The following is a 19,629-nucleotide window of genomic DNA, read 5'->3' as shown; positions in this document are numbered from 1 at the left end:
GAGATCTACAGGCTTGCCGATCCACGTCGACCCTTGAGGACGACCGATCGTCAAAGCGAATGATGGGAGCGCAACCCCGATAGAAATCAGAGCGGCTGCGATGCGTCGGAGTTGCAAAATGAGCCCAAAAGCAATCGAAAGTAGACACATTCTGACACGTGCGTCAGAGTCGAAAATTCCCTATGGAGACAATTATCAAATGAGTGTGAATTTTTCCAAGATCGGCGTGGTCGGCGCCGGCGCCATGGGCCGGGGCATTGCACAAATCGCGGCACAAGCCGGAAGCCAAGTGCTCGTGCTGGACAGTTTCGATGGCGCAGCGGAGCGCGCGAAGGAGGCGCTTGTCGCCCAATGGCAAAAATTGCACGAAAAAGGAAAACTCGACGAAGCCACACGCGATGCCCTCATCGCAAGGGTTCATCCTGTGTCGTCGATGCAACAACTTGCCGATTGCGACTTGGTGATCGAAGCCATCGTCGAAGACCTGGGCGTCAAGCGAGCGCTCTTCAAGGATCTCGAAGCGGTGGTGGCACCTGGCGCAACGCTGGCGACCAACACCTCGTCGTTGTCGGTGACGGCTATCGCTGCGGTGATGGCACACCCGCAGCGCATGGCGGGCTTCCACTTTTTCAATCCGGTGCCACTGATGAAGGTGGTCGAAGTCATTGCAGGCTTCAAGACCGACTCCGCAATTTGCGACCGCCTGGCCGGTTATGCCGTGCAAATGGGCCACAGCGCGGTGCGGGCGAACGACACGCCAGGCTTTATCGTCAACCATGCCGGCCGCGGTTTCGGTACTGAGGCCCTGCGCATCGTGGGTGAAGGCGTCACCGATTTCGCGACCATCGACTGCATCCTGAAAGACCAGGCTGGCTTTCGCCTCGGGCCGTTCGAACTGATGGATTTGACCGCGCTCGACGTCTCGCATCCGGTCATGGAATCGATCTACCGCCAGTACTACGAGGAGCCGCGCTTTCGCCCGAGCGTGATCACTGCGCAGCGTCTTGCTGCCGGCGCGCTCGGCCGCAAGACCGGCGAGGGTTTCTATCGCTATGTCGATGGCGTCATGCAGCAAGCAGCGGAACCGCCCGTACCGGTGATCGATGCGACGCCGGCCGTCTGGGTGTCGCCCCGCGCCGCACGCCGCGCCGACCTGCTCAAGCTCATTCATGCGCTCGGCGCCCAACTCGAAAGCGGTGCGACACCTTCCTCCGCGGCGCTCATCGTGGTCGCGCCGCTGGGCTTCGACGTGACCACCGTCGCAGCGGTGGAACGCCTCGACGCCACGCGCACCATCGGCATTGACCTGATGATCGAAGACGCTGCCACGAAGCGCCGCGTGATTGCGACCAACCCCGCCACGCGGCGCGACATGCGCGACACGGCGCATGCGCTCTTCTCACGCGATAGCAAGCCGGTGAGCGTGATCCGCGACAGTGGCGGCTTCGTCACCCAGCGCGTGATCGGCACCATCGTCAACATCGCTGCCGACATGTGCCAGCAGCGCGTCTGCTCGCCACCCGATCTCGAGACAGCGGTGAAGCTCGGCCTGGGCTATCCGCAAGGTCCCCTGGCCATGGGCAATCTGTACGGCCCGACGAACATGCTCGAAGTGCTGTTCAACCTGCAGACGGTCTACGGCGATCCGCGTTATCGACCGAGCCCGTGGCTGCGTCGCCGCGGCGCACTCGGCCTGAGCCTGCTCCATGAAGAAGAGTGAGAACTGACCCGATGACCGCTGAACTCAAGAGTACGAGCGAAGGCCGCACCATGGTGCTGACGCTCTCGAATCCGTCGCAACGCAATGCGCTCGGTCCGGAGATCTATGCCGCAGGCATCGAAGCACTCAACGGCGCCGAAAGCAGCGATGAAATCCGCAGCGTCGTGATCGTCGGCGAGGGCGCATGGTTCTGCGCCGGCGGCTCGCTGCAGCGCCTGTCTGCCAACCGCGATCGAGAACCATCCGTGCAGGCGGAAAGCATAGAAGGCTTGCACAACTGGATCGACTCGATCCGCACGTTTCCCAAGCCGGTGATCGCCGCGGTGGAAGGCGCGGCCGCGGGAGCCGGGTTCTCGCTGGCGCTGGCATGCGACTTCGTCGTCGCTGCACGCGACGCGGTGTTCGCAGCGTCGTACAGCAACATCGGCTTGTCTCCCGACGGCGGCTTGAGCTGGCATCTTGCCCAACTGTTGCCTCGGCAATTGGCGAGCGAATGGTTGATGGGTGGCCAACGCATAGCAGCCGAACGCCTCCATGCGCTCGGCCTGGTGAACGAACTCGCTGGAAGCGGCCAGGCGTTGGCTGCAGCCCTGGCGCTCGCAGAACGTTTGAACTCGCGGGCACCGAATGCGTTGGCCAGCATCAAGGAGCTGCTCAGCGATGGACGCGGAGCGACTTTGTCGTCACAGCTTTCTGCCGAGCGCGATCAGTTCGTGCGCAACCTGCATCATCCGAACGCCGGCATCGGCATCGCCGCCTTCCTTGCCAAAGAGACGCCGCAGTACCCTTGATTGGGTCCGGTCACTCCCGTGACAACCCTCAGCCTTTCAGTCGCCGACAGGACAGACCAATGGACGACCCCATTCTTACCATCGAAGAACGTGAAGCGATCAACAACGGTCGCTGGTTCTCCTCCCTTTCCCCCTCTTTACGCCACGACATCCTCCGATGCGCTTTCGTCAAACGCTACAAAGACGGCGAACTACTTGCTGCACGCGGGGATCCGCCAGAGCAGTGGATCGCCTGCGCCAAGGGCGCTGTGCGCGTCAGCTCGACAGCGGTGTCTGGCAAGCAAGTCACGCTGACTTACGTCGAGCCGGGCATCTGGTTCGGCGACGTGGCGATGTTCGACGGGGACCGGCGCACGCACGATGCGTACGCGCATGGCGACACCACGACGCTCAATGTTGCGCGCGCCGACTTCCAGAAGATCCTCGCGGCGCACGTCGAGTTGTACGAAGCCTTAATGCGGCTGCAGGCGCGGCGCATCCGCCAGTTGTTCGGCCTGGTGGAAGACCTCAACACCCTGCCCTTGCGTGCGCGGCTGGCCAAGCAGCTCATTCACCTCGTGCGCAGCTATGGGGTCGCAAGCTTGTCGGACGGCAACCAGATGCGCATCGGTCTTCACCTCGCACAGGAAGAGCTCGCGCAATTGCTCGGTGCATCGCGTCAGCGCGTCAACCAGGAGTTGAAGGCGATGGAGCGCGAGGACGTCATCCGGATCGAGCCAGGTGGCCTCGTGGTGCTCGACCGTCCCGCGCTGATGCGCATTTCCGAAGCCGACGTTTGAGCGCGCCATGACCCAGGACTTCAGTAACTTCATCGGCACCCGCGCGGTGTCCCCACAGCATGCCCCCGACATCGACGCACTTTCCGCGTGGCTCGAGAAGAACCTCGACGGCTTCAAGGGCCCACTGACCATCGAGATGTTCAAGGGCGGGCAGTCCAACCCGACGTACAAACTACTGACGCCATCCCAGAGCTACGTGATGCGCGCCAAGCCGGGCCCGGTCGCCAAGTTGCTGCCTTCGGCGCACGCGGTCGAACGCGAATACAAAGTCATGAGCGGTTTGCAAGGCACAGATGTGCCGGTGCCACGCATGTACTGCCTGTGCGAAGACGAAGGCGTGATCGGTCGCGCTTTCTATGTCATGGAGTTCATGGCCGGACGCGTGCTGTGGGATCAATCTTTGCCCGGTATGAGCAACGCTGATCGCAGTGCAATCTACGACGAGATGAACCGCGTGATCTCCGCTTTGCACACCGTCAAGTTCGCCGAGCGTGGGCTGGCTGGCTACGGCAAGCCAGGCAATTACTTCGAGCGTCAGATAGGCCGCTGGAGCAAGCAGTACGTGGCTTCCGCCGATGGCAAGGGCGAGATGTCGCAACCTATCGATGCCATGGCGCGCCTGATGGATTGGCTCCCGACACATATCCCCGCAAGCGCGCGTGACGAAAAGATGATCTCCATCGTGCATGGCGACTACCGTCTCGACAACCTCATGTTCGACGCCAAAGAGCCACGTGCCATTGCCGTGCTCGATTGGGAGCTTTCGACGCTGGGCCATCCTCTTGCCGACTTCAGCTACCACTGCATGTCCTGGCACATTTCGCCGGGCTCGTTCCGCGGTATCGGCGGGCTGGACCACAAGAGCATGGGCATTCCGACCGAGGAAGAGTACATCGCGAGTTATTGCAAGCGCACGCAGTTCACTACACCCGAGGCGCTCGCAGAGGACTGGAACTTCTACCAGGCCTACAACCTGTTCCGCATGGCGGCCATCCTGCAAGGCATCGCGAAGCGGGTCGAGGCCGGCACCGCATCGAGCGAGCAAGCCGTAGCGTCTGCCCGCGGCGCCCGCCCCATGGCCGAGATGGCCTGGGACTTCGCACAGCGCGCCTGACCACCCTATTTACCCAAGGAGACAAAAGATGGACTTCGAGTATTCCTCCAAAACCAAGGAACTGCAAAAGCGCGTCAGCGCGTTCATGCAGGAACACATCTACCCGGCCGAGTCCGAGTACACCGCCGAACTGGCCGCCAACACCGCAGCCGGCAAGCGGTGGACGGCTCTCAAAACGGTTGAAAAGGTGAAGGAAAAAGCCAAGGCCCAAGGCCTTTGGAACCTGTTCCTGCCAGTCGACAGCGCGTCGGCTTCTGGCTATGACGGCGCGGGCCTGACCAATCAGGAATACGCGCCGCTGGCCGAAATCATGGGCGCGGTGCCATGGGCGAGCGAAGCTTTCAATTGCTCGGCACCCGACACCGGCAACATGGAAACCATTGCGCGCTACGGCTCGACAGATATCAAGGCACGCTGGCTCAAGCCACTGCTCGAGGGTCAGATCCGTTCAGCCTTTGCAATGACCGAACCCGACGTCGCGTCCAGCGATGCCACAAACATCGCAACCCGCATCGAGCGCGATGGCAACGACTATGTCATCAACGGCCGCAAGTGGTGGATTTCCGGCGCGGCCGATCCGCGTTGCGCCGTGTTCATCACCATGGGCAAAACCGATCCCGAAGCCGCGAAGCATTCGCAGCAGAGCATGGTGATCGTGCCCGCCGACGCCAAGGGCATCAAGATCGTTCGACCGCTCAACGTGATGGGCTACGACGATGCGCCACACGGCCACGTCGAGATGACGTTCGAGAACGTGCGTGTGCCGATCGACAATATTCTGCTCGGTGAAGGCCGCGGCTTCGAGATCGCCCAGGGTCGCCTTGGCCCCGGACGCATTCACCACTGCATGCGACTGATCGGCCTGGCGGAACGCGCGCTCGAGCTGATGTGCAAGCGCGCTTCTTCGCGTGTGGCTTTTGGCAAGACCGTTGCGTCGCAAACCGTCACGCAAGAACGCATCGCCGAAGCGCGTTGCAAGATCGACATGGCCCGGCTGCTCACGCTGAAGGCCGCCTGGCTGATGGACACGGCAGGCAACAAGGTCGCCCGCAACGAGATCGCGATGATCAAGGTCGTGGCACCGACGATGGCGTGCCAGGTCATCGACTGGGCCATGCAGGTTCACGGCGGCGGCGGCATGAGCGACGACTTTCCGCTCGCCTACGCCTATGCTGGCGCGCGTACGCTGCGCTTTGCGGACGGTCCGGACGAAGTGCACCGCAATGCGATCGCGAAGTGGGAGTTGGGCAAGTACGCGGTGGAAAAGCGCGACATCGAAGCGCCGGTCACGCGCTTCTAACCGTCGCGCCGCTGATCGACAAGCCTTCTTCTACAGCCTCTTTTGTAGAAAAAGTGCCGTGCCGAAGGACGGATCGAGCTGAAACGCAGCAAAGCCCTCGCGCTCGTACGCGCGCAGGGCTGGCTGGTTGCCCGATAGCATCTCGAGCGTGAGTTTGCAGGCGCCACGCGTGCGCGCCTCGGCCTCTACGCAAGCGAACATGCGATGCACGATGTGCCGGCCGCGATGGCTCTCCAACACGACGACGTCGTGCACGTTGACCAATGGTTTGCATGCAAAGGTTGAGAAACCTTCTATGCAGTTGACCAGCCCGATCGGTTCACCGTCGTCAAAAGCCAGCACACTGAACATCTGCGGCCGCGCGGCCAAGGCTGCAGGAAGGTCCTGCTTGATGTCTTCGGCCAATCCAACGTTACCTCCCGCAGGATCGCGTGCGTAGCTGTCCAACAGGCTGACGACTGCTGCGATCTGTGCCGGAATGCGGTAGTCCGCAATGAAAACTTCGATCACACCGGCTCCAATCGTTTCAGTTTGCCTGCGGGCAATTCGATGCCGATCGGATCGCCTGCGCGCACTTCGCCGCCCGCCACGACGATCGACATCACTCCCGCCTTGCGGACCAGACGACCGTCGGCATCCTTGCCCAACGTCGCAGTCATGAGCCCCGGCTGAAATCGATTAAGTTGACTGCATGGATTGCGCAGCCCGGTGACTTGGACCACAGCACTGCGCCCGATCACCAGGCGTGCGCCGCTCGGCAGTGCCAGCAGATCGATCCCGCGCGTCGTGATGTTCTCTCCGAGGTCGCCCGGAAACACCGCGAATCCCGCCTCGATCAACTCATCGAACAACTCGGCGTGCAGCAGATGAACCTGCCGCAAGTTGACCGCATGTGGATCTCTGGCAACGCGAGAGCGATGCTTGACGGTCAGGCCGGCATGCGCATCTCCGGCGACTCCGATTCCCGCTATGAGCGTGATCGACGGCTCTGTAAATTTGGAGAAGCTGTGCCCGTCACTTGCGTGCACGGCATTCACCAACGGCACGATCTGCGTGCTCAATCGGCGGTTTCCAGTGTGGCGGCAATGCGCCGCGCAAAGCTTTCGGCGTCTTGCGCGTTGCGCGCCTCGACCATCACGCGCACGACGGGCTCCGTACCACTGGCGCGAATCAGCACGCGACCGGCGTCGCCCAACTTCGCTTCAGCGCGTTCGCTTTCTTTCGCGAGCGCCGCATTGGTCTGCCAGTCCTGCCCGGGAGCGACCCGCACGTTGATCAGCGTCTGCGGAAAGAGCGTCACACCCTCCAGCAACTGTGCGACCGTCTTTCCGCTACGCACGCAGGCTTGCAGCACCTGCAGCGCGCTGACGATGCCGTCGCCTGTCGTATGCCGATCGAGGGCGAGCAAATGGCCCGAGCCTTCCCCACCCAGCAACCAGCCGCGCTTTTCGAGTTCTTCCAGCACATAGCGATCGCCGACCTTGGTGCGTACGAATTCGACGCCGAGTTTGCGCAGGGCGACTTCGACGGCTTTGTTGGTCATCAGCGTGCCGACTACCCCCACTGGCTTCTCGCCCCGTCCGATGCGTTCCGCCACCATCAGGTACAGCAGTTCGTCGCCGTTGAAAAGACGACCGGTCGAGTCGACGAGTTGCAATCGGTCGGCGTCACCGTCGAGCGCAATACCGTAATCGGCGCCACGGTCCTTTACCGCCTGGATCAGCGCTTGCGGGTGCGTCGCACCGACGTCCTTGTTGATGTTGAGCCCATCGGGCGCGCAGCCGATGCTGGTGACATCGGCGCCCAACTCATGGAAGACCTGAGGTGCGACTTGATAAGCAGCGCCGTGGGCGCCATCGACCACGAGCTTCATGTTGCGCAGCGTCAGGTCATAGGCGAAGGTGCTCTTGCAAAATTCGGTGTACCGACCCGCCGCATCGCCGAGACGTCGGGCCTTGCCAAGTTGCGCCGAGTCGGCCCACACGGGCGCTTCTTCGAGCGCAGTCTCGACCGCCAGCTCCCACTCATCGTCCAGCTTTGTGCCCTGTGCGCTGAAAAACTTGATGCCGTTGTCGGGAAAAGCATTGTGGCTGGCGCTGATCACCACGCCCAGGCTGGCGCGCTGGGCGCGTGTCAGGTAAGCCACGCCAGGCGTCGGCAACGGCCCTAAAAGCACCACATCGACGCCTGCCGAATTGAAACCCGACTCGAGTGCCGACTCGAGCATGTAACCCGAGATTCGCGTGTCTTTGCCGATAAGCACTCGCGGACGCGATTCGGTTTTTTTAAGCACGCGGCCGACTGCGTGCGCAAGACGCAAGACGAAATCCGGCGTGATCGGCGGCTGGCCGACCGTGCCGCGAATGCCATCGGTTCCGAAGTATTTTCTGGTCATGTCGACTGCTCCTGTGCTGGTTGTTTTTCTGCTTTCATCGCGCGCCAGACGGCAAGTGCCGCGACGGTTTCGCGCACATCGTGCACGCGCAGGACCGAAGCGCCACGCTCGGCCGCCAGTACCGCCGCAGCGACGCTCGGCACCATGCGCGCCGCTGCCGATTCGATGCCCGCTACTGCGCCGAGCGAAGATTTGCGCGACCAACCAACGAGCAGCGGACGACCCACCGCAATCAACTCGCGCTGACGCGCAAGCAATGAAAAATTCTGCGCAACGGTCTTGCCGAAACCGATGCCTGGATCCAGCACGATACGCTCCGCTGCAACCTCCAGCGCCCGAAGCGCCGCTGTACGCTGCGCCCAAAACGACAGTACGGGCGCGACAACGTCGCCCTCCATCGGCAGTGCCTGCATCGTCTGCGGATCGCGGTGCATGTGCATCAGGCAAACACCGCACGACGGATGCGCAGCGATCACTTCCAGCGCACCAGGCTGCCGCAGAGCCCACACGTCGTTGACGATGTCGACACCCAGATCGAGCGCAGCGCTCATCACTTCGGGCTTGTACGTATCGATCGACACCGGTAGTCCTAACTTCAGCGCCTCGCGCAGCACAGGAAGCACGCGATTAAGCTCTTCTTGCAGCCCTATCGCGGGACTGCCGGGCCGTGTCGACTCGCCGCCAATGTCGAGAATGTCCACGCCCTCTTCGACCAAGTGCTCACAGTGCCGCAATGCCGCTTCGGTCGAAGCGTGTTGTCCGCCATCGGAAAACGAATCGGGAGTCACGTTGACGATGCCCATCACGCGAGGCTGCGTGAGGTCGACTTTGAAGCGCGTGGTCTGCCAGTACAGCCTCGACGACAACGGCTGTTCAGCGAGCGCCATCATTTGGTCGCCACCCATTGCTTCGCCCAATAAAAAACGGGGCCAGAGGCCCCGTTCATCGCTGCTGCGAATTTCACCTCAGGCCGCGGTCGGCGCCGGATCGGGTTGAACCGTCGGCGCGCCGCCGCTGCCACCACCGCTGCCTGAAGGTGGTACGCGTGGCGTCCAGTCTTTCGGTGGGCGCGGCGCCTTGCCGGCCATGATGTCATCCAATTGCTCGGTGTCGATGGTTTCCCATTCGAGCAAGGCCTTGGCCATCGCATGCATCTTGTCGCTGTTCTCTTCGATCAGCCGACGCGCCATGGCGTACTGGTCGTCGATGATGCGGCGCACTTCGGCGTCGACCTTTTCCATGGTTTGCTCGCTCATGGTCGTCGTCTTGGTGACCGAGCGGCCTAGGAACACTTCGCCTTCGTTCTCGGCATAGACCATCGGGCCAAGCGACTCGGTCATGCCGTAGCGGGTGACCATGTCACGCGCGATTTGCGTCGCACGTTCGAAGTCGTTGCTCGCCCCAGTTGTCATCTGGTGCATGAACACCTCTTCAGCAATGCGGCCACCAAATAGCATGCTGATCTGGTTCAGCATGTACTCACGGTCATAGCTATAGCGGTCTTGCGCGGGCAGGCTCATCGTCACGCCCAAGGCACGGCCCCGCGGAATGATGGTGACCTTGTGCACCGGGTCGCACTTGGGCAGGAGCTTGCCGAGAAGCGCGTGACCCGACTCGTGATACGCCGTGTTGCGACGTTCTTCTTCGGGCATGACCATGCTCTTGCGCTCGGGGCCCATGAAGATCTTGTCTTTAGCCTTTTCGAAGTCCTGCATTTCGACCACGCGGGCATTGCGGCGGGCGGCCATCAAAGCGGCTTCGTTGCAGAGATTCGCCAAGTCGGCGCCGGACATGCCGGGCGTGCCACGTGCGATCACATTCGGGTTCACGTCCTGGCCGAGCGGCACTTTGCGCATGTGCACGGCAAGAATTTGCTCGCGCCCGCGGATGTCCGGTAGCGTCACATACACCTGACGGTCGAAACGACCCGGGCGGAGCAGAGCAGCGTCCAGAATGTCCGGGCGGTTGGTCGCCGCCACAACAATCACGCCGAGATTGGTTTCGAAACCGTCCATCTCGACCAGCATCTGGTTCAAGGTCTGTTCGCGCTCGTCGTTGCCACCGCCAAGACCGGCGCCACGCTGGCGACCGACCGCGTCGATTTCATCGATGAAGATAATACAAGGCGCGTTCTTCTTGGCGTTCTCGAACATATCGCGCACCCGTGCTGCGCCCACACCGACAAACATTTCGACGAAGTCGGAACCGGAAATGGAGAAGAACGGAACCTTCGCTTCGCCGGCGATCGACTTAGCAAGCAGTGTCTTGCCGGTGCCGGGAGGGCCGACCAGCAACAAGCCACGCGGAATGCGGCCGCCGAGTTTCTGGAATCGTGCGGGGTCCTTCAGGAAATCGACGACTTCCTTCACTTCTTCCTTGGCTTCGTCGCAACCCGCGACGTCGGCGAAGGTGACCGTGTTGGTGTTCTCGTCCAGCATGCGAGCCTTGCTCTTGCCGAAGCTGAATGCACCGCCCTTGCCGCCGCCCTGCATCTGTCGCATGAAATAGACCCAGACGCCGATCAGCAGAAGCATGGGCCCCCAACTGACCAGTAGTGTCATGAGAAGCGAGCCTTCTTCACGCGGCTTGACGTCGAACTTGACGTTGTTGGCGATCAAGTCGCCGACCAAACCACGGTCCAGGTAGGTCGCGGTGGTGCGGATCTTTCGGTCATCGTTGGTGACCGCCACGATCTCGCTGCCGCCCTGTCCCTCTTGAATGGTCGCGCTCTTGATGCGGTTACCGCGCACTTCTTCAAGGAAGTCCGAATAACCGACATTGTTGGCGCCTGCCGCGCCGCGTGTGTCGAACTGTTTGAAAACAGTGAACAGCACCATCGCGATGACGAGCCAGACGGCAACTTTTGAAAACCACTGATTGTTCAAACAAAACTCCAGTCGGAAGCGCGTGACAGAAAAATGAAAACGCGCGGTAGACAACGCAACTGCAGCTTATTTTAGGCTTTTCAAGCTGCGAAACCCCGGAAATTACCTATAGCAGCCATAGGGCCGGCACGGGTTTGAGGCAAATTCAAGGGCATTGCCCAAAACGGTGCGCACGCTTCACTCCGTACGTGCGCCCAGCAAACCCATGCCAACCAAAAACGTCTCGGAAGATTTGTCCCTCGACGCCTTGGGTTTGATGGGCTTGACCGTTCTGAAGTTCGCTTTAAACAGCTTGACCAGCGTGTCGTAACCCCCGCTGTGAAATACCTTGGCGACCAAAACGCCTTCTGGCTTCATGTGGTTCTGTGCAAACTCGATAGCAAGCTCGACCAGATGCTCGATTCGAGCGGTGTCGGCCGAAGCAATGCCGGACAGGTTTGGAGCCATATCGGACACGACCACATCTGCCAGCCGCCCGCCCATGACGATTTTCAATTGGTCAACCACCGCATCTTCCCGAAAATCACCGAGAAGAAAAGTGACGCCCTCGATCGGTTCCATCGGCAGCAAGTCGAGCGCGATGATCGTGCCCTGCAACGCCCCGGCCGCTGCGCCACCCGGAGACATGCGCCGCCGGACGTACTGGCTCCAAGCGCCAGGCGTGGAGCCGAGGTCGACCACCAACTGCCCCGCTTTGATCAGCCCCAGCGTCTCGTCAATCTCCTTGAGCTTGTAGGCTGCCCGAGCACGATAGCCCTCCCGGGTCGCGAGCTTGACGTACGGATCGTTGATGTGATCGTGCAGCCAAGCCTTGTTGACCTTCTTGCCCGTGGTTTTGGTATTCATCTACGCTCGATAATACGGGGATGCCTGCCATTCAACTTTCCCCCGCACAACGCAAGGTGCATCGCGCCGAAGCGCATCACCTCGATCCGATCGTCATGGTCGGTGGCGACGGGCTCACCCCTGCCGTCTTAAAGGAGGCCGACGCCGCCCTGAAAGCGCACGGCCTTATCAAAGTGCGTGTTTTCTCGGACGACCGCGTCGCTCGCGAAGCCATGATGCAAACGCTGGCCGACGAGCTCAGCGCCGCACCTATCCAGCACATCGGTAAGCTGTTGGTGCTCTGGCGCCCCAAGGTCGAGAAAGAACGTGAAGTCGACGAAGACCGCATGCCCGGCCCGCGGGACGTCAAGATCGTCAAGTACAGCAAGCGTTTCGGTCAGCGCCCCGAGATCAAGACGCTTCGCGTGCTCGGCAACCAGCGCCTGACCCCCGGCGGCACCATCAAGCGGGCGAAGGCCAAGCGGCCACTGTCGGCCAAGAAGCGCCGCCAGGCAGACTGAGCGTGCCTGCGAGCCCGTCGCTGTCGCCTGCGAAGTCGGGTGGCCAGCGCCACATCCTCTGCATGAAGTGGGGAACGAAGTACGGCCCTGAATACGTCAACCGGCTCTATGCGATGGTGCGGCGCCATCTGAGCGGCGACTTCAAATTTGTCTGTTTAACGGACGATGGCGCCGGCATACGGCCAGAAGTCTTGTGCCTTCCGATCCCTCCGCTGGACCTGAGCCTCGCGCCCGGCCAGCGTGACGGCGCCTGGAAAAAGCTGACCACCTTCTCTGCCGATCTGTACGGTCTAAGCGGTACGGCGCTTTTCCTGGATGTCGACGTGGTCGTCGTAGGCGGTCTCGATGCGTTCTTCGAGCAGCCCGGTGAATTCCTGATCATTCATGACTACGCGCGGCCCTGGCGGCGCGAGCGCATCACCGGCAATTCGTCGGTGTATCGATTCGAGCTGGGTGCCCACGCCGATGTGCTCGACTACTTTCGTGCCAATACGGAGAAAGTTCAGGACGAGTTTCGAAACGAACAGCGCTATCTGTCGGATTTTTTGTACCGACAGCACAAGCTCAACTACTGGCCGACGCAGTGGTGCCCCAGCTTCAAGTACCACGGGATTCCGCCATTCCCGACCAACTTGTGGCGTGAACCCTTCGTGCCCGACGGTTCGCGGATCATGATTTTTCATGGTGAATGCAATCCGCCCGATGCGCTTGCGGGACGACGCAACCGGTTGTTTCGCTACATCCGGCCCGCGAACTGGGTTGCGCGTTACTGGAAAGAGTAGCGGCTTCGCAGCCGCCCGCGGTCGCTTGGGCTGCAGTGGCTCAGCAATGACCCAAGTTTCAGGCCGCGGGTTTTTGCGCTGAGGGCGCCATACGCCAGAGCAGGACTGCTGTAAGAGCCCATTGCGCCAGATACATGCCGCTGCCGACGGCGTGCCAGAGCTTGAGGTCGTCGCGCGCCAGGATGCGGGGCGAAACGGCGTACTCCTGCATCAGGGCGAGCAAGAGTGCAACGACGATCAAAGAGATCGCGATTCGAATTGCCGGCGCCACGCCATCGACCATCTTCGATCGAAAGTAAGTCAGCAGTGCAATGCCGCAGCCCAAAGCTACCCAAGTCTGCGCAGCAAACAACTGCCCTGCAAAATTGCCGGCGACCGCCGGGCTGCCAAGCTTGGCGAATGCCATAGGCACCACCAAAAAGCCGGTTGTCGTGAGGCTTCCCCACCAAAAGGAGGCGAGCAGCAGTGCGAATCGGTCTTTCATTGCGGCAAAAGTCTCTGCTCTCGGAGTCTTCAGAATCAGACGTAGCTGACGCCCATGATCTCGTAGCGCTTCAGCCCGCCAGGCGCTTGCACCTCCGCAGTGTCGCCCTCTTCCTTGCCGATAAGCGCACGCGCAATCGGGCTGGAGATGTTGATGAGCCCGAGCTTCAAGTCGGCTTCGTCTTCGCCAACGATCTGGTACTTCACGACTTCGCCGGATGTTTCTTCTTCCAGCTCGACTGTCGAGCCAAAGACGACTTTGCCACCGGCGTCGACCTCGGTCGGATCGATGATCTGTGCGGCCGACAGCTTACCTTCGACCTCCTGGATGCGGCCTTCGATAAAGCCCTGGCGGTCTTTGGCGACTTCGTATTCGGCGTTCTCGCTGAGATCGCCTTGCGCACGCGCCTCGGAGATAGCGTTGATGACCCAAGGCCGTTCAACCGTCTTCAGGCGATGCAGTTCTTCGCGCAGCTTCTCGGCGCCGCGCTTGGTGATGGGGATGGTTGTCGAAAGAGTAGCCACGTTTGTTGCTCCAGAAAACGAAACCGCCGAACGATACCGTTCGGCGGTCGGTTGGGGACAGGTCAGACGAGATTGCGTCCGGTCAGCCGGCTCAGTATGGCGAGCGGGCTCGAATTCGGATTGTATTGCTTGGCAGGAGCAAGGTGCAGCGTCTGCTCCAGCATGTACTGGCCTGACATGACCGCATGAGATGTCTGGTCCGAAAAGCAGACCCACACCGACCCCGCAGGGAACGACACGGTTTGCTGCGGCGAGGTCTTCTGGTATTCCAGATCGGACTTCATGCCGTCGTGCAACTGCAGCATGAGGTGGTCGTATTCGCTGCGCAGCGACTTGGTCACGCGCAAAGCCCGCATCAGCTTGGCCTGCCATCGCACATAGGGCTTGGTCCGCGGCAAGAAGCGGGCAGCCACTGCCTCGAATGGCTCACCCACCCGCCAGACCCGCGGCAGTCCGTCTGGGTTGGCGTTGGCGAACACACGCAGGATGCGCTCGCCGTAGTTGGGCCGAGAGGGAAACGAATCGACGTGCAGCCGCTTGTCGTCGGCGCGCCAGGACTGTACTCGCGTCTCCACCTGCGCTGGCCGGTAGCTCGTGGGCGCGAGTCGCAACGCGGGCGTGTAGTGGGGCAACAGCCCGTGTATGAGCTGCTGCGCCTGCTCACGAAATCGCGACACCATAGCGGCGGCGGCGCGCTGTACCGCATCGTCGCCGGCTGCGCCCTTGAGCTTGCCATCGGCGTTCAGGCTGATATTGCGCACATCGGGCGAAAGAACGGCCGGCGTCAACAGGCCCCGCTCTTCCGGCAGTAACTCGAATCCGAGGCGCGGAAAATAAAGCACCTTGCCCGCTTCCAACGCCGCGATCCACGCATCGTTCGGCTTCGCCGCAGTCCAGTCGGCGACATCGAGCTCTACAAGCTGCGTGTCCATAGCGCACTCCCCTCGCTCTGCTGCAGGCATTAAGCCGCAGCGAGCTGCGCGTGCATTTCCTGAATCGAAATGACACCCAGCTCATCCATGTGCTGCATGCCTTCGACCGCGGCTTCTGCCCCGAAAATCGTAGTGAAGGTGGTCACGCGGGCCAGCAGCGCCGACGTGCGGATCTGGCGCGAATCGGTGATCGCATTGCGACGCTCTTCGACCGTGTTGATGACCAACGCGATCTCCTTGTTCTTGATCATGTCGACGATGTGCGGACGGCCTTCGGTTACCTTGTTCACGACCGCGCAAGCGACGCCTGCTGCCGAAATCGCAGCCGCGGTGCCCTTGGTCGCAATCAACTCGAATCCCAGCTTGGCAAGGCCACGTGCCACGTCCACGGCGCGCGGCTTGTCGTTGTTCTTGACCGAGATGAACACCTTGCCGGACTTTGGCAAAATCGTGCCTGCGCCGATCTGCGACTTAACGAAAGCCTCGCCGAAGGTCTTGCCCACCCCCATCACTTCCCCGGTCGACTTCATCTCAGGACCCAGGATCGTGTCCACACCCGGGAACTTGACGAACGGGAACACCGCCTCTTTCACGCTGAAATACGGCGGCGTCACTTCTTTTGTCATGCCTTGCGACTTGAGCGATTGGCCGGCCATGCAGCGCGCCGCCACCTTGGCGAGCTGAATGCCCGTCGCCTTGCTGACGAAAGGCACCGTACGCGACGCTCGCGGATTCACTTCGAGCACATAGATGACGTCTTTGCCGTCCTTTTGCTGAATGGCGAACTGCACATTCATCAAGCCCACGACGTGAAGCGCTTCGGCCATCGCGGCGGTTTGCCGCTTGAGTTCGGTGATCGTGTCGGCGTTCAGGCTGTAAGGCGGCAACGAACACGCCGAGTCCCCCGAATGCACGCCCGCCTGCTCGATGTGCTCCATCACGCCGCCGATCAGCGTCGTGCCTTCGGTGTCGCGGATGCAATCGACATCGCACTCGACAGCGTCGTTCAAGAAACGATCGAGCAGCACTGGTGAATCGTGGCTCACCTTGACAGCCTCACGCATGTAGCGTTCGAGGTCGCGCTGCTCGTGCACGATTTCCATTGCGCGTCCGCCGAGCACGTAGCTCGGGCGCACCACCAGCGGATAACCCAAGGATGCTGCCTTTTCAAGGGCTTCAGGCTCAGTGCGCGCCGTCGCGTTCGGCGGCTGACGCAAACCGAGTGCGTGCAGCAGCTTCTGGAAGCGCTCGCGGTCTTCGGCCGCATCGATCATGTCGGGCGAGGTGCCGATGATCGGCACGCCGTTGGCTTCGAGGTCGAGCGCCAGCTTGAGCGGTGTCTGGCCGCCGTACTGAACGATCACGCCGATCGGCTTCTCTTTATCGACGATTTCGAGCACGTCTTCGAGCGTGAGCGGTTCGAAGTACAGGCGGTCGCTCGTGTCGTAGTCGGTCGAAACGGTTTCCGGATTGCAGTTGACCATGATGGTCTCGTAGCCGTCTTCGCGCAGCGCCAACGCAGCGTGCACGCAGCAGTAGTCGAACTCGATGCCCTGGCCGATGCGGTTGGGACCGCCGCCAAGCACCATGATCTTCTTCTTGTTCGTCGGCGCAGCCTCGCACTCGTCTTCGTACGTCGAGTACATGTACGCGGTGTTCGTCGAAAACTCGGCTGCGCAAGTGTCGACGCGCTTGTAGACCGGGCGCACACCGAGGGCTCGGCGCTTCTCACGGACCGCGGTGTCGGTTGTCTTCAACTGGAACGCCAGTCGACGGTCAGAAAAACCCTTCTTCTTCAGCGCAAGCAGAGTGTCTTTGTCGATGTCGTCGAGTGACTTCGTTTCAAGTTCGAGTTCGATCTTCACGATCTCTTCGATCTGCACCAAAAACCACGGATCTATCTTGGTCAGCGCAAACACTTCGTCCACGCTGAGGCCCATCGCGAAAGCATCGCCGACATACCAGATGCGCTCGGGGCCGGGTTCGCCCAATTCCTTCTCGAGAACTTCGCGGTCCTGCGTTTTCTCGTTCATCCCATCGACGCCGACTTCGAGACCGCGCAATGCTTTCTGGAAGGACTCCTGAAAGGTGCGGCCCATGGCCATCACTTCGCCCACCGACTTCATTTGCGTCGTCAAACGCGAATCGGCCTGAGGAAACTTCTCGAAAGCGAAACGCGGAATCTTGACGACCACGTAGTCGATGCTGGGCTCGAAACTGGCGGGCGTAGCGCCGCCCGTGATCTCGTTGCGCAATTCATCGAGCGTGTAGCCGACTGCCAGCTTGGCAGCAACCTTGGCAATCGGGAAACCGGTAGCTTTGGACGCCAGAGCCGACGAACGCGACACGCGCGGGTTCATCTCGATCACGACCATGCGCCCGTCTTTGGGATTGATCGAAAACTGGACGTTGGAACCACCGGTGTCGACGCCGATTTCACGCAGCACGGCGAGCGACGCGTTGCGTAGGATTTGATATTCCTTGTCGCTCAAGGTCTGCGCCGGCGCTACCGTGATCGAGTCGCCTGTGTGCACGCCCATCGGGTCCAGATTTTCGATCGAGCACACGATGATGCAGTTGTCCGCCTTGTCTCGCACGACCTCCATCTCGTACTCTTTCCAGCCGAGCAGCGACTCTTCGATCAGCAGCTCGTTGGTGGGCGATGCTTCGAGGCCGCGCTTGCAGATGGTCTCGAATTCGTCGGGGTTGTAGGCAATGCCACCGCCGGTACCACCGAGTGTGAAGCTGGGGCGGATCACGGTCGGAAAGCCCAACGTCTTCTGCACGACCCACGCTTCGTCCATCGAATGCGCAATGCCCGAGCGCGCCGACCCAAGACCGATCTTGGTCATCGCGTCTTTGAACTTGAGACGGTCTTCTGCTTTGTCGATGGCCTCCGGCGTAGCGCCGATGAGTTCGACCTTGTACTTGTCGAGAATGCCGTTGCGCCAGAGGTCGAGAGCGCAGTTGAGCGCAGTCTGGCCACCCATGGTCGGCAGGATCGCATCGGGGCGCTCCTTGGCGATGATCTTTTCGACCGTCTGCCAGGTAATCGGCTCGATGTAGATCACGTCGGCCGTGGCCGGGTCGGTCATGATCGTCGCTGGATTGCTGTTGATGAGGATGGTCTTGTAGCCCTCCTCGCGCAGCGCCTTGCAGGCCTGAACGCCCGAGTAATCGAACTCGCAGGCCTGGCCGATGATGATCGGGCCGGCGCCGATGATGAGGACGCTTTTTAGATCGGTGCGCTTAGGCATTCTTGTTCCCTGCTTTGTGCTTTTCCATCAATGCCGTGAAGCGATCGAACAAATAGCCGATGTCGTGCGGACCCGGCGACGCTTCCGGATGACCCTGGAAACAAAACGCGGGCTTGTCGGTACGCGCCAGGCCTTGCAGCGTGTTGTCGAACAGGCTGATGTGCGTCGGTCGCAAGGTGGGCGGCAACGATTTCTCGTCCACCGCGAAGCCATGGTTCTGACTCGTGATGCTCACGCGGCCGTTGTCGAGGTCTTTCACCGGATGGTTCGCGCCATGATGGCCGAACTTCATCTTGAAGGTCTTGGCACCGGAGGCCAGCGCCATGATCTGGTGGCCGAGGCAAATACCGAAGACCGGAATACCGGTGTCGATCAATGCACGTGTCGATTCGATCGCGTAGTCGCAGGGCTCCGGGTCGCCCGGGCCATTGGCCAAAAAGATGCCGTCGGGCTTGAGCTTGAGCACGTCGGCCGCCGGTGTTTGCGCCGGCACGACGGTGATGCGCGCGCCACGTTGCGCGATCATGCGCAGGATGTTTTTCTTGACGCCGTAGTCGTAGGCGACGACATGGAATTTCGGCGTGATCTGCACGCCGTAGCCGGAGCCGAGCTTCCACTCGGTCTGGTTCCACTCGTAGGCATGCTGCACCGACACCACCTTGGCTAGGTCGAGCCCGGCCATATTGGGGGCGCCATTCGCGGCGGCGATCGCCTTGTCAATGAGCGCCTGCGTCACGGCTTCTCCTTCGGCCAAACCCAGGATGCAGCCGTTTTGCGCGCCGTGGGTCCGCAGATGGCGGGTGAGCTTGCGCGTGTCGATGTTGGCGATGGCAACAGTTTTGCCAACCACCAAGTATTCGCTCAGCGTAGCGGTCTTGCGGAAGTTGGACGCGATAAGCGGCAAGTCTTTGATGATCAAGCCTGCCGCGTGAATTTTGTCGGCCTCGACGTCTTCCTCATTGACACCGTAGTTGCCGATGTGCGGATACGTGAGCGTCACGATCTGCTGGCAATAGCTGGGGTCGGTCAGGATTTCCTGATAGCCGGACATGGCGGTGTTGAACACCACTTCGCCAGTCGTGGCGCCGGCGGCGCCAATCGAGTTGCCTTGGAAGACTGTGCCGTCTGCAAGCGCCAGGATGGCGGGTGGGAAAGCTCCCTTGAGAGACAAAAGCACTGGGGTTCTCCGGATGGATTACGCCCAAAACGAACCCTGATTTGACTCGAAGGGTCGCGACTTTCGTCCAGGAGTTGGCTAGCGTTCGCTGTGGGCGGGGTATGAGCGGGAAAGCCTTTGATTATAGCCGCGAGCTGCTGCCC

18 protein-coding genes are annotated in these 19,629 nt (G+C 61.1%); 7 read left to right on the top strand and 11 right to left on the bottom strand.

Annotated elements, in window-relative coordinates; genetic code table 11:
* Positions 1–199: 199 nt before the first annotated feature.
* Genes QN413_RS02450 through QN413_RS02430 form a run of 5 tightly spaced genes read left to right on the top strand, consistent with a single transcriptional unit; the run spans position 200 to position 5,704 of the window.
* Positions 200–1,720 carry a 3-hydroxyacyl-CoA dehydrogenase gene (locus tag QN413_RS02450; protein WP_323495076.1) on the top strand — a complete coding sequence of 507 codons (1,521 nt, stop codon included), beginning with the start codon at positions 200–202 and terminating at the stop codon, positions 1,718–1,720.
* Positions 1,721–1,731: 11 nt separating this feature from the next.
* The gene (locus QN413_RS02445; protein ID WP_323495075.1) at positions 1,732–2,511 is read left to right on the top strand and encodes an oxepin-CoA hydrolase, alternative type; all 780 of its coding nucleotides are present in this window, start codon (positions 1,732–1,734) and stop codon (positions 2,509–2,511) included.
* Positions 2,512–2,570: 59 nt separating this feature from the next.
* Positions 2,571–3,290, top strand: a complete 720-nt coding sequence (locus tag QN413_RS02440; RefSeq protein ID WP_187052185.1) for a Crp/Fnr family transcriptional regulator — start codon at positions 2,571–2,573, stop codon at positions 3,288–3,290.
* A 7-nt stretch (positions 3,291–3,297) separates the two neighbouring features.
* Positions 3,298–4,404 (top strand): phosphotransferase, encoded by a 1,107-nt coding sequence (locus QN413_RS02435; RefSeq protein WP_323495074.1) that lies wholly within the window; start codon positions 3,298–3,300, stop codon positions 4,402–4,404.
* A gap of 28 nt (positions 4,405–4,432) precedes the next feature.
* Complete coding sequence (locus tag QN413_RS02430) at positions 4,433–5,704, top strand: acyl-CoA dehydrogenase family protein (protein ID WP_187052187.1); 1,272 nt, start codon at positions 4,433–4,435, stop codon at positions 5,702–5,704.
* A gap of 30 nt (positions 5,705–5,734) precedes the next feature.
* On the opposite strand, the gene QN413_RS02425 is transcribed toward QN413_RS02430, so the two are convergent.
* The 6 genes from QN413_RS02425 to QN413_RS02400 form a co-directional block, all read right to left on the bottom strand.
* On the bottom strand, positions 5,735–6,214 hold the full coding sequence (locus QN413_RS02425) for a GNAT family N-acetyltransferase (protein ID WP_323495073.1): 480 nt from the start codon (positions 6,212–6,214) through the stop codon (positions 5,735–5,737).
* On the bottom strand, positions 6,211–6,753 hold the full coding sequence (locus QN413_RS02420; protein WP_323495277.1) for an MOSC domain-containing protein: 543 nt from the start codon (positions 6,751–6,753) through the stop codon (positions 6,211–6,213). The genes QN413_RS02425 and QN413_RS02420 overlap by 4 nt, the downstream gene beginning before the upstream one ends.
* 8 nt (positions 6,754–6,761) lie before the next feature.
* Positions 6,762–8,099, bottom strand: a complete 1,338-nt coding sequence (glmM, locus tag QN413_RS02415) for a phosphoglucosamine mutase (protein ID WP_323495072.1) — start codon at positions 8,097–8,099, stop codon at positions 6,762–6,764.
* Positions 8,096–9,004, bottom strand: a complete 909-nt coding sequence (folP, locus tag QN413_RS02410; RefSeq protein ID WP_416352121.1) for a dihydropteroate synthase — start codon at positions 9,002–9,004, stop codon at positions 8,096–8,098. The genes glmM and folP overlap by 4 nt, the downstream gene beginning before the upstream one ends.
* A 60-nt stretch (positions 9,005–9,064) precedes the next feature.
* A complete protein-coding gene (gene ftsH / locus QN413_RS02405) occupies positions 9,065–10,984 on the bottom strand; it encodes an ATP-dependent zinc metalloprotease FtsH (RefSeq protein ID WP_323495071.1) in 1,920 nt (639 codons plus the stop codon).
* Positions 10,985–11,161: 177 nt separating this feature from the next.
* Positions 11,162–11,830 carry an RlmE family RNA methyltransferase gene (locus tag QN413_RS02400; RefSeq protein ID WP_323495070.1) on the bottom strand — a complete coding sequence of 223 codons (669 nt, stop codon included), beginning with the start codon at positions 11,828–11,830 and terminating at the stop codon, positions 11,162–11,164.
* A gap of 20 nt (positions 11,831–11,850) precedes the next feature.
* On the opposite strand from QN413_RS02400, the gene QN413_RS02395 reads away from it, so the two are divergent.
* Positions 11,851–12,330 carry a YhbY family RNA-binding protein gene (locus QN413_RS02395; protein WP_187052192.1) on the top strand — a complete coding sequence of 160 codons (480 nt, stop codon included), beginning with the start codon at positions 11,851–11,853 and terminating at the stop codon, positions 12,328–12,330.
* A gap of 62 nt (positions 12,331–12,392) precedes the next feature.
* On the top strand, positions 12,393–13,112 hold the full coding sequence (locus tag QN413_RS02390; protein ID WP_323495275.1) for a glycosyltransferase: 720 nt from the start codon (positions 12,393–12,395) through the stop codon (positions 13,110–13,112).
* Positions 13,113–13,170: 58 nt separating this feature from the next.
* On the opposite strand, the gene QN413_RS02385 is transcribed toward QN413_RS02390, so the two are convergent.
* The 5 genes from QN413_RS02385 to carA form a co-directional block, all read right to left on the bottom strand.
* A complete protein-coding gene (locus QN413_RS02385) occupies positions 13,171–13,596 on the bottom strand; it encodes a DUF4149 domain-containing protein (RefSeq protein ID WP_323495069.1) in 426 nt (141 codons plus the stop codon).
* 35 nt (positions 13,597–13,631) lie between these two features.
* Positions 13,632–14,120, bottom strand: a complete 489-nt coding sequence (greA, locus tag QN413_RS02380; RefSeq protein ID WP_187052194.1) for a transcription elongation factor GreA — start codon at positions 14,118–14,120, stop codon at positions 13,632–13,634.
* A 62-nt stretch (positions 14,121–14,182) separates the two neighbouring features.
* Positions 14,183–15,052, bottom strand: coding sequence for a Kdo hydroxylase family protein (locus QN413_RS02375; protein ID WP_323495068.1), 870 nt, complete (start codon positions 15,050–15,052; stop codon positions 14,183–14,185).
* Between the two features lie 29 nt (positions 15,053–15,081).
* Complete coding sequence (carB, locus tag QN413_RS02370; RefSeq protein WP_323495067.1) at positions 15,082–18,309, bottom strand: carbamoyl-phosphate synthase large subunit; 3,228 nt, start codon at positions 18,307–18,309, stop codon at positions 15,082–15,084.
* A complete protein-coding gene (gene carA / locus QN413_RS02365; protein WP_323495066.1) occupies positions 18,302–19,486 on the bottom strand; it encodes a glutamine-hydrolyzing carbamoyl-phosphate synthase small subunit in 1,185 nt (394 codons plus the stop codon). Before carA ends, carB begins: the two co-directional genes overlap by 8 nt.
* Positions 19,487–19,629: the final 143 nt, after the last annotated feature.

It is taken from the genome of Variovorax sp. LG9.2 (genome assembly GCF_035018885.1).
Classification (GTDB): domain Bacteria; phylum Pseudomonadota; class Gammaproteobacteria; order Burkholderiales; family Burkholderiaceae_C; genus Variovorax.
This window is presented reverse-complemented; position numbering and strand designations above follow the sequence as displayed.

Bases quoted from the DNA above. Each gene is read 5' to 3' on its own strand.
- QN413_RS02395 (WP_187052192.1), top strand. From the start codon at position 11,851: ATGCCTGCCATTCAACTTTCCCCCGCACAACGCAAGGTGCATCGCGCC.
- QN413_RS02445 (WP_323495075.1), top strand. From the start codon at position 1,732: ATGACCGCTGAACTCAAGAGTACGAGCGAAGGCCGCACCATGGTGCTG.
- QN413_RS02435 (WP_323495074.1), top strand. From the start codon at position 3,298: ATGACCCAGGACTTCAGTAACTTCATCGGCACCCGCGCGGTGTCCCCA.
- QN413_RS02385 (WP_323495069.1), bottom strand. From the start codon at position 13,596: ATGAAAGACCGATTCGCACTGCTGCTCGCCTCCTTTTGGTGGGGAAGC.
- QN413_RS02390 (WP_323495275.1), top strand. From the start codon at position 12,393: ATGAAGTGGGGAACGAAGTACGGCCCTGAATACGTCAACCGGCTCTAT.
- QN413_RS02400 (WP_323495070.1), bottom strand. From the start codon at position 11,830: ATGAATACCAAAACCACGGGCAAGAAGGTCAACAAGGCTTGGCTGCAC.
- QN413_RS02375 (WP_323495068.1), bottom strand. From the start codon at position 15,052: ATGGACACGCAGCTTGTAGAGCTCGATGTCGCCGACTGGACTGCGGCG.
- QN413_RS02440 (WP_187052185.1), top strand. From the start codon at position 2,571: ATGGACGACCCCATTCTTACCATCGAAGAACGTGAAGCGATCAACAAC.
- carB (WP_323495067.1), bottom strand. From the start codon at position 18,309: ATGCCTAAGCGCACCGATCTAAAAAGCGTCCTCATCATCGGCGCCGGC.
- QN413_RS02430 (WP_187052187.1), top strand. From the start codon at position 4,433: ATGGACTTCGAGTATTCCTCCAAAACCAAGGAACTGCAAAAGCGCGTC.
- glmM (WP_323495072.1), bottom strand. From the start codon at position 8,099: ATGACCAGAAAATACTTCGGAACCGATGGCATTCGCGGCACGGTCGGC.
- QN413_RS02450 (WP_323495076.1), top strand. From the start codon at position 200: ATGAGTGTGAATTTTTCCAAGATCGGCGTGGTCGGCGCCGGCGCCATG.
- folP (WP_416352121.1), bottom strand. From the start codon at position 9,004: ATGGGTGGCGACCAAATGATGGCGCTCGCTGAACAGCCGTTGTCGTCG.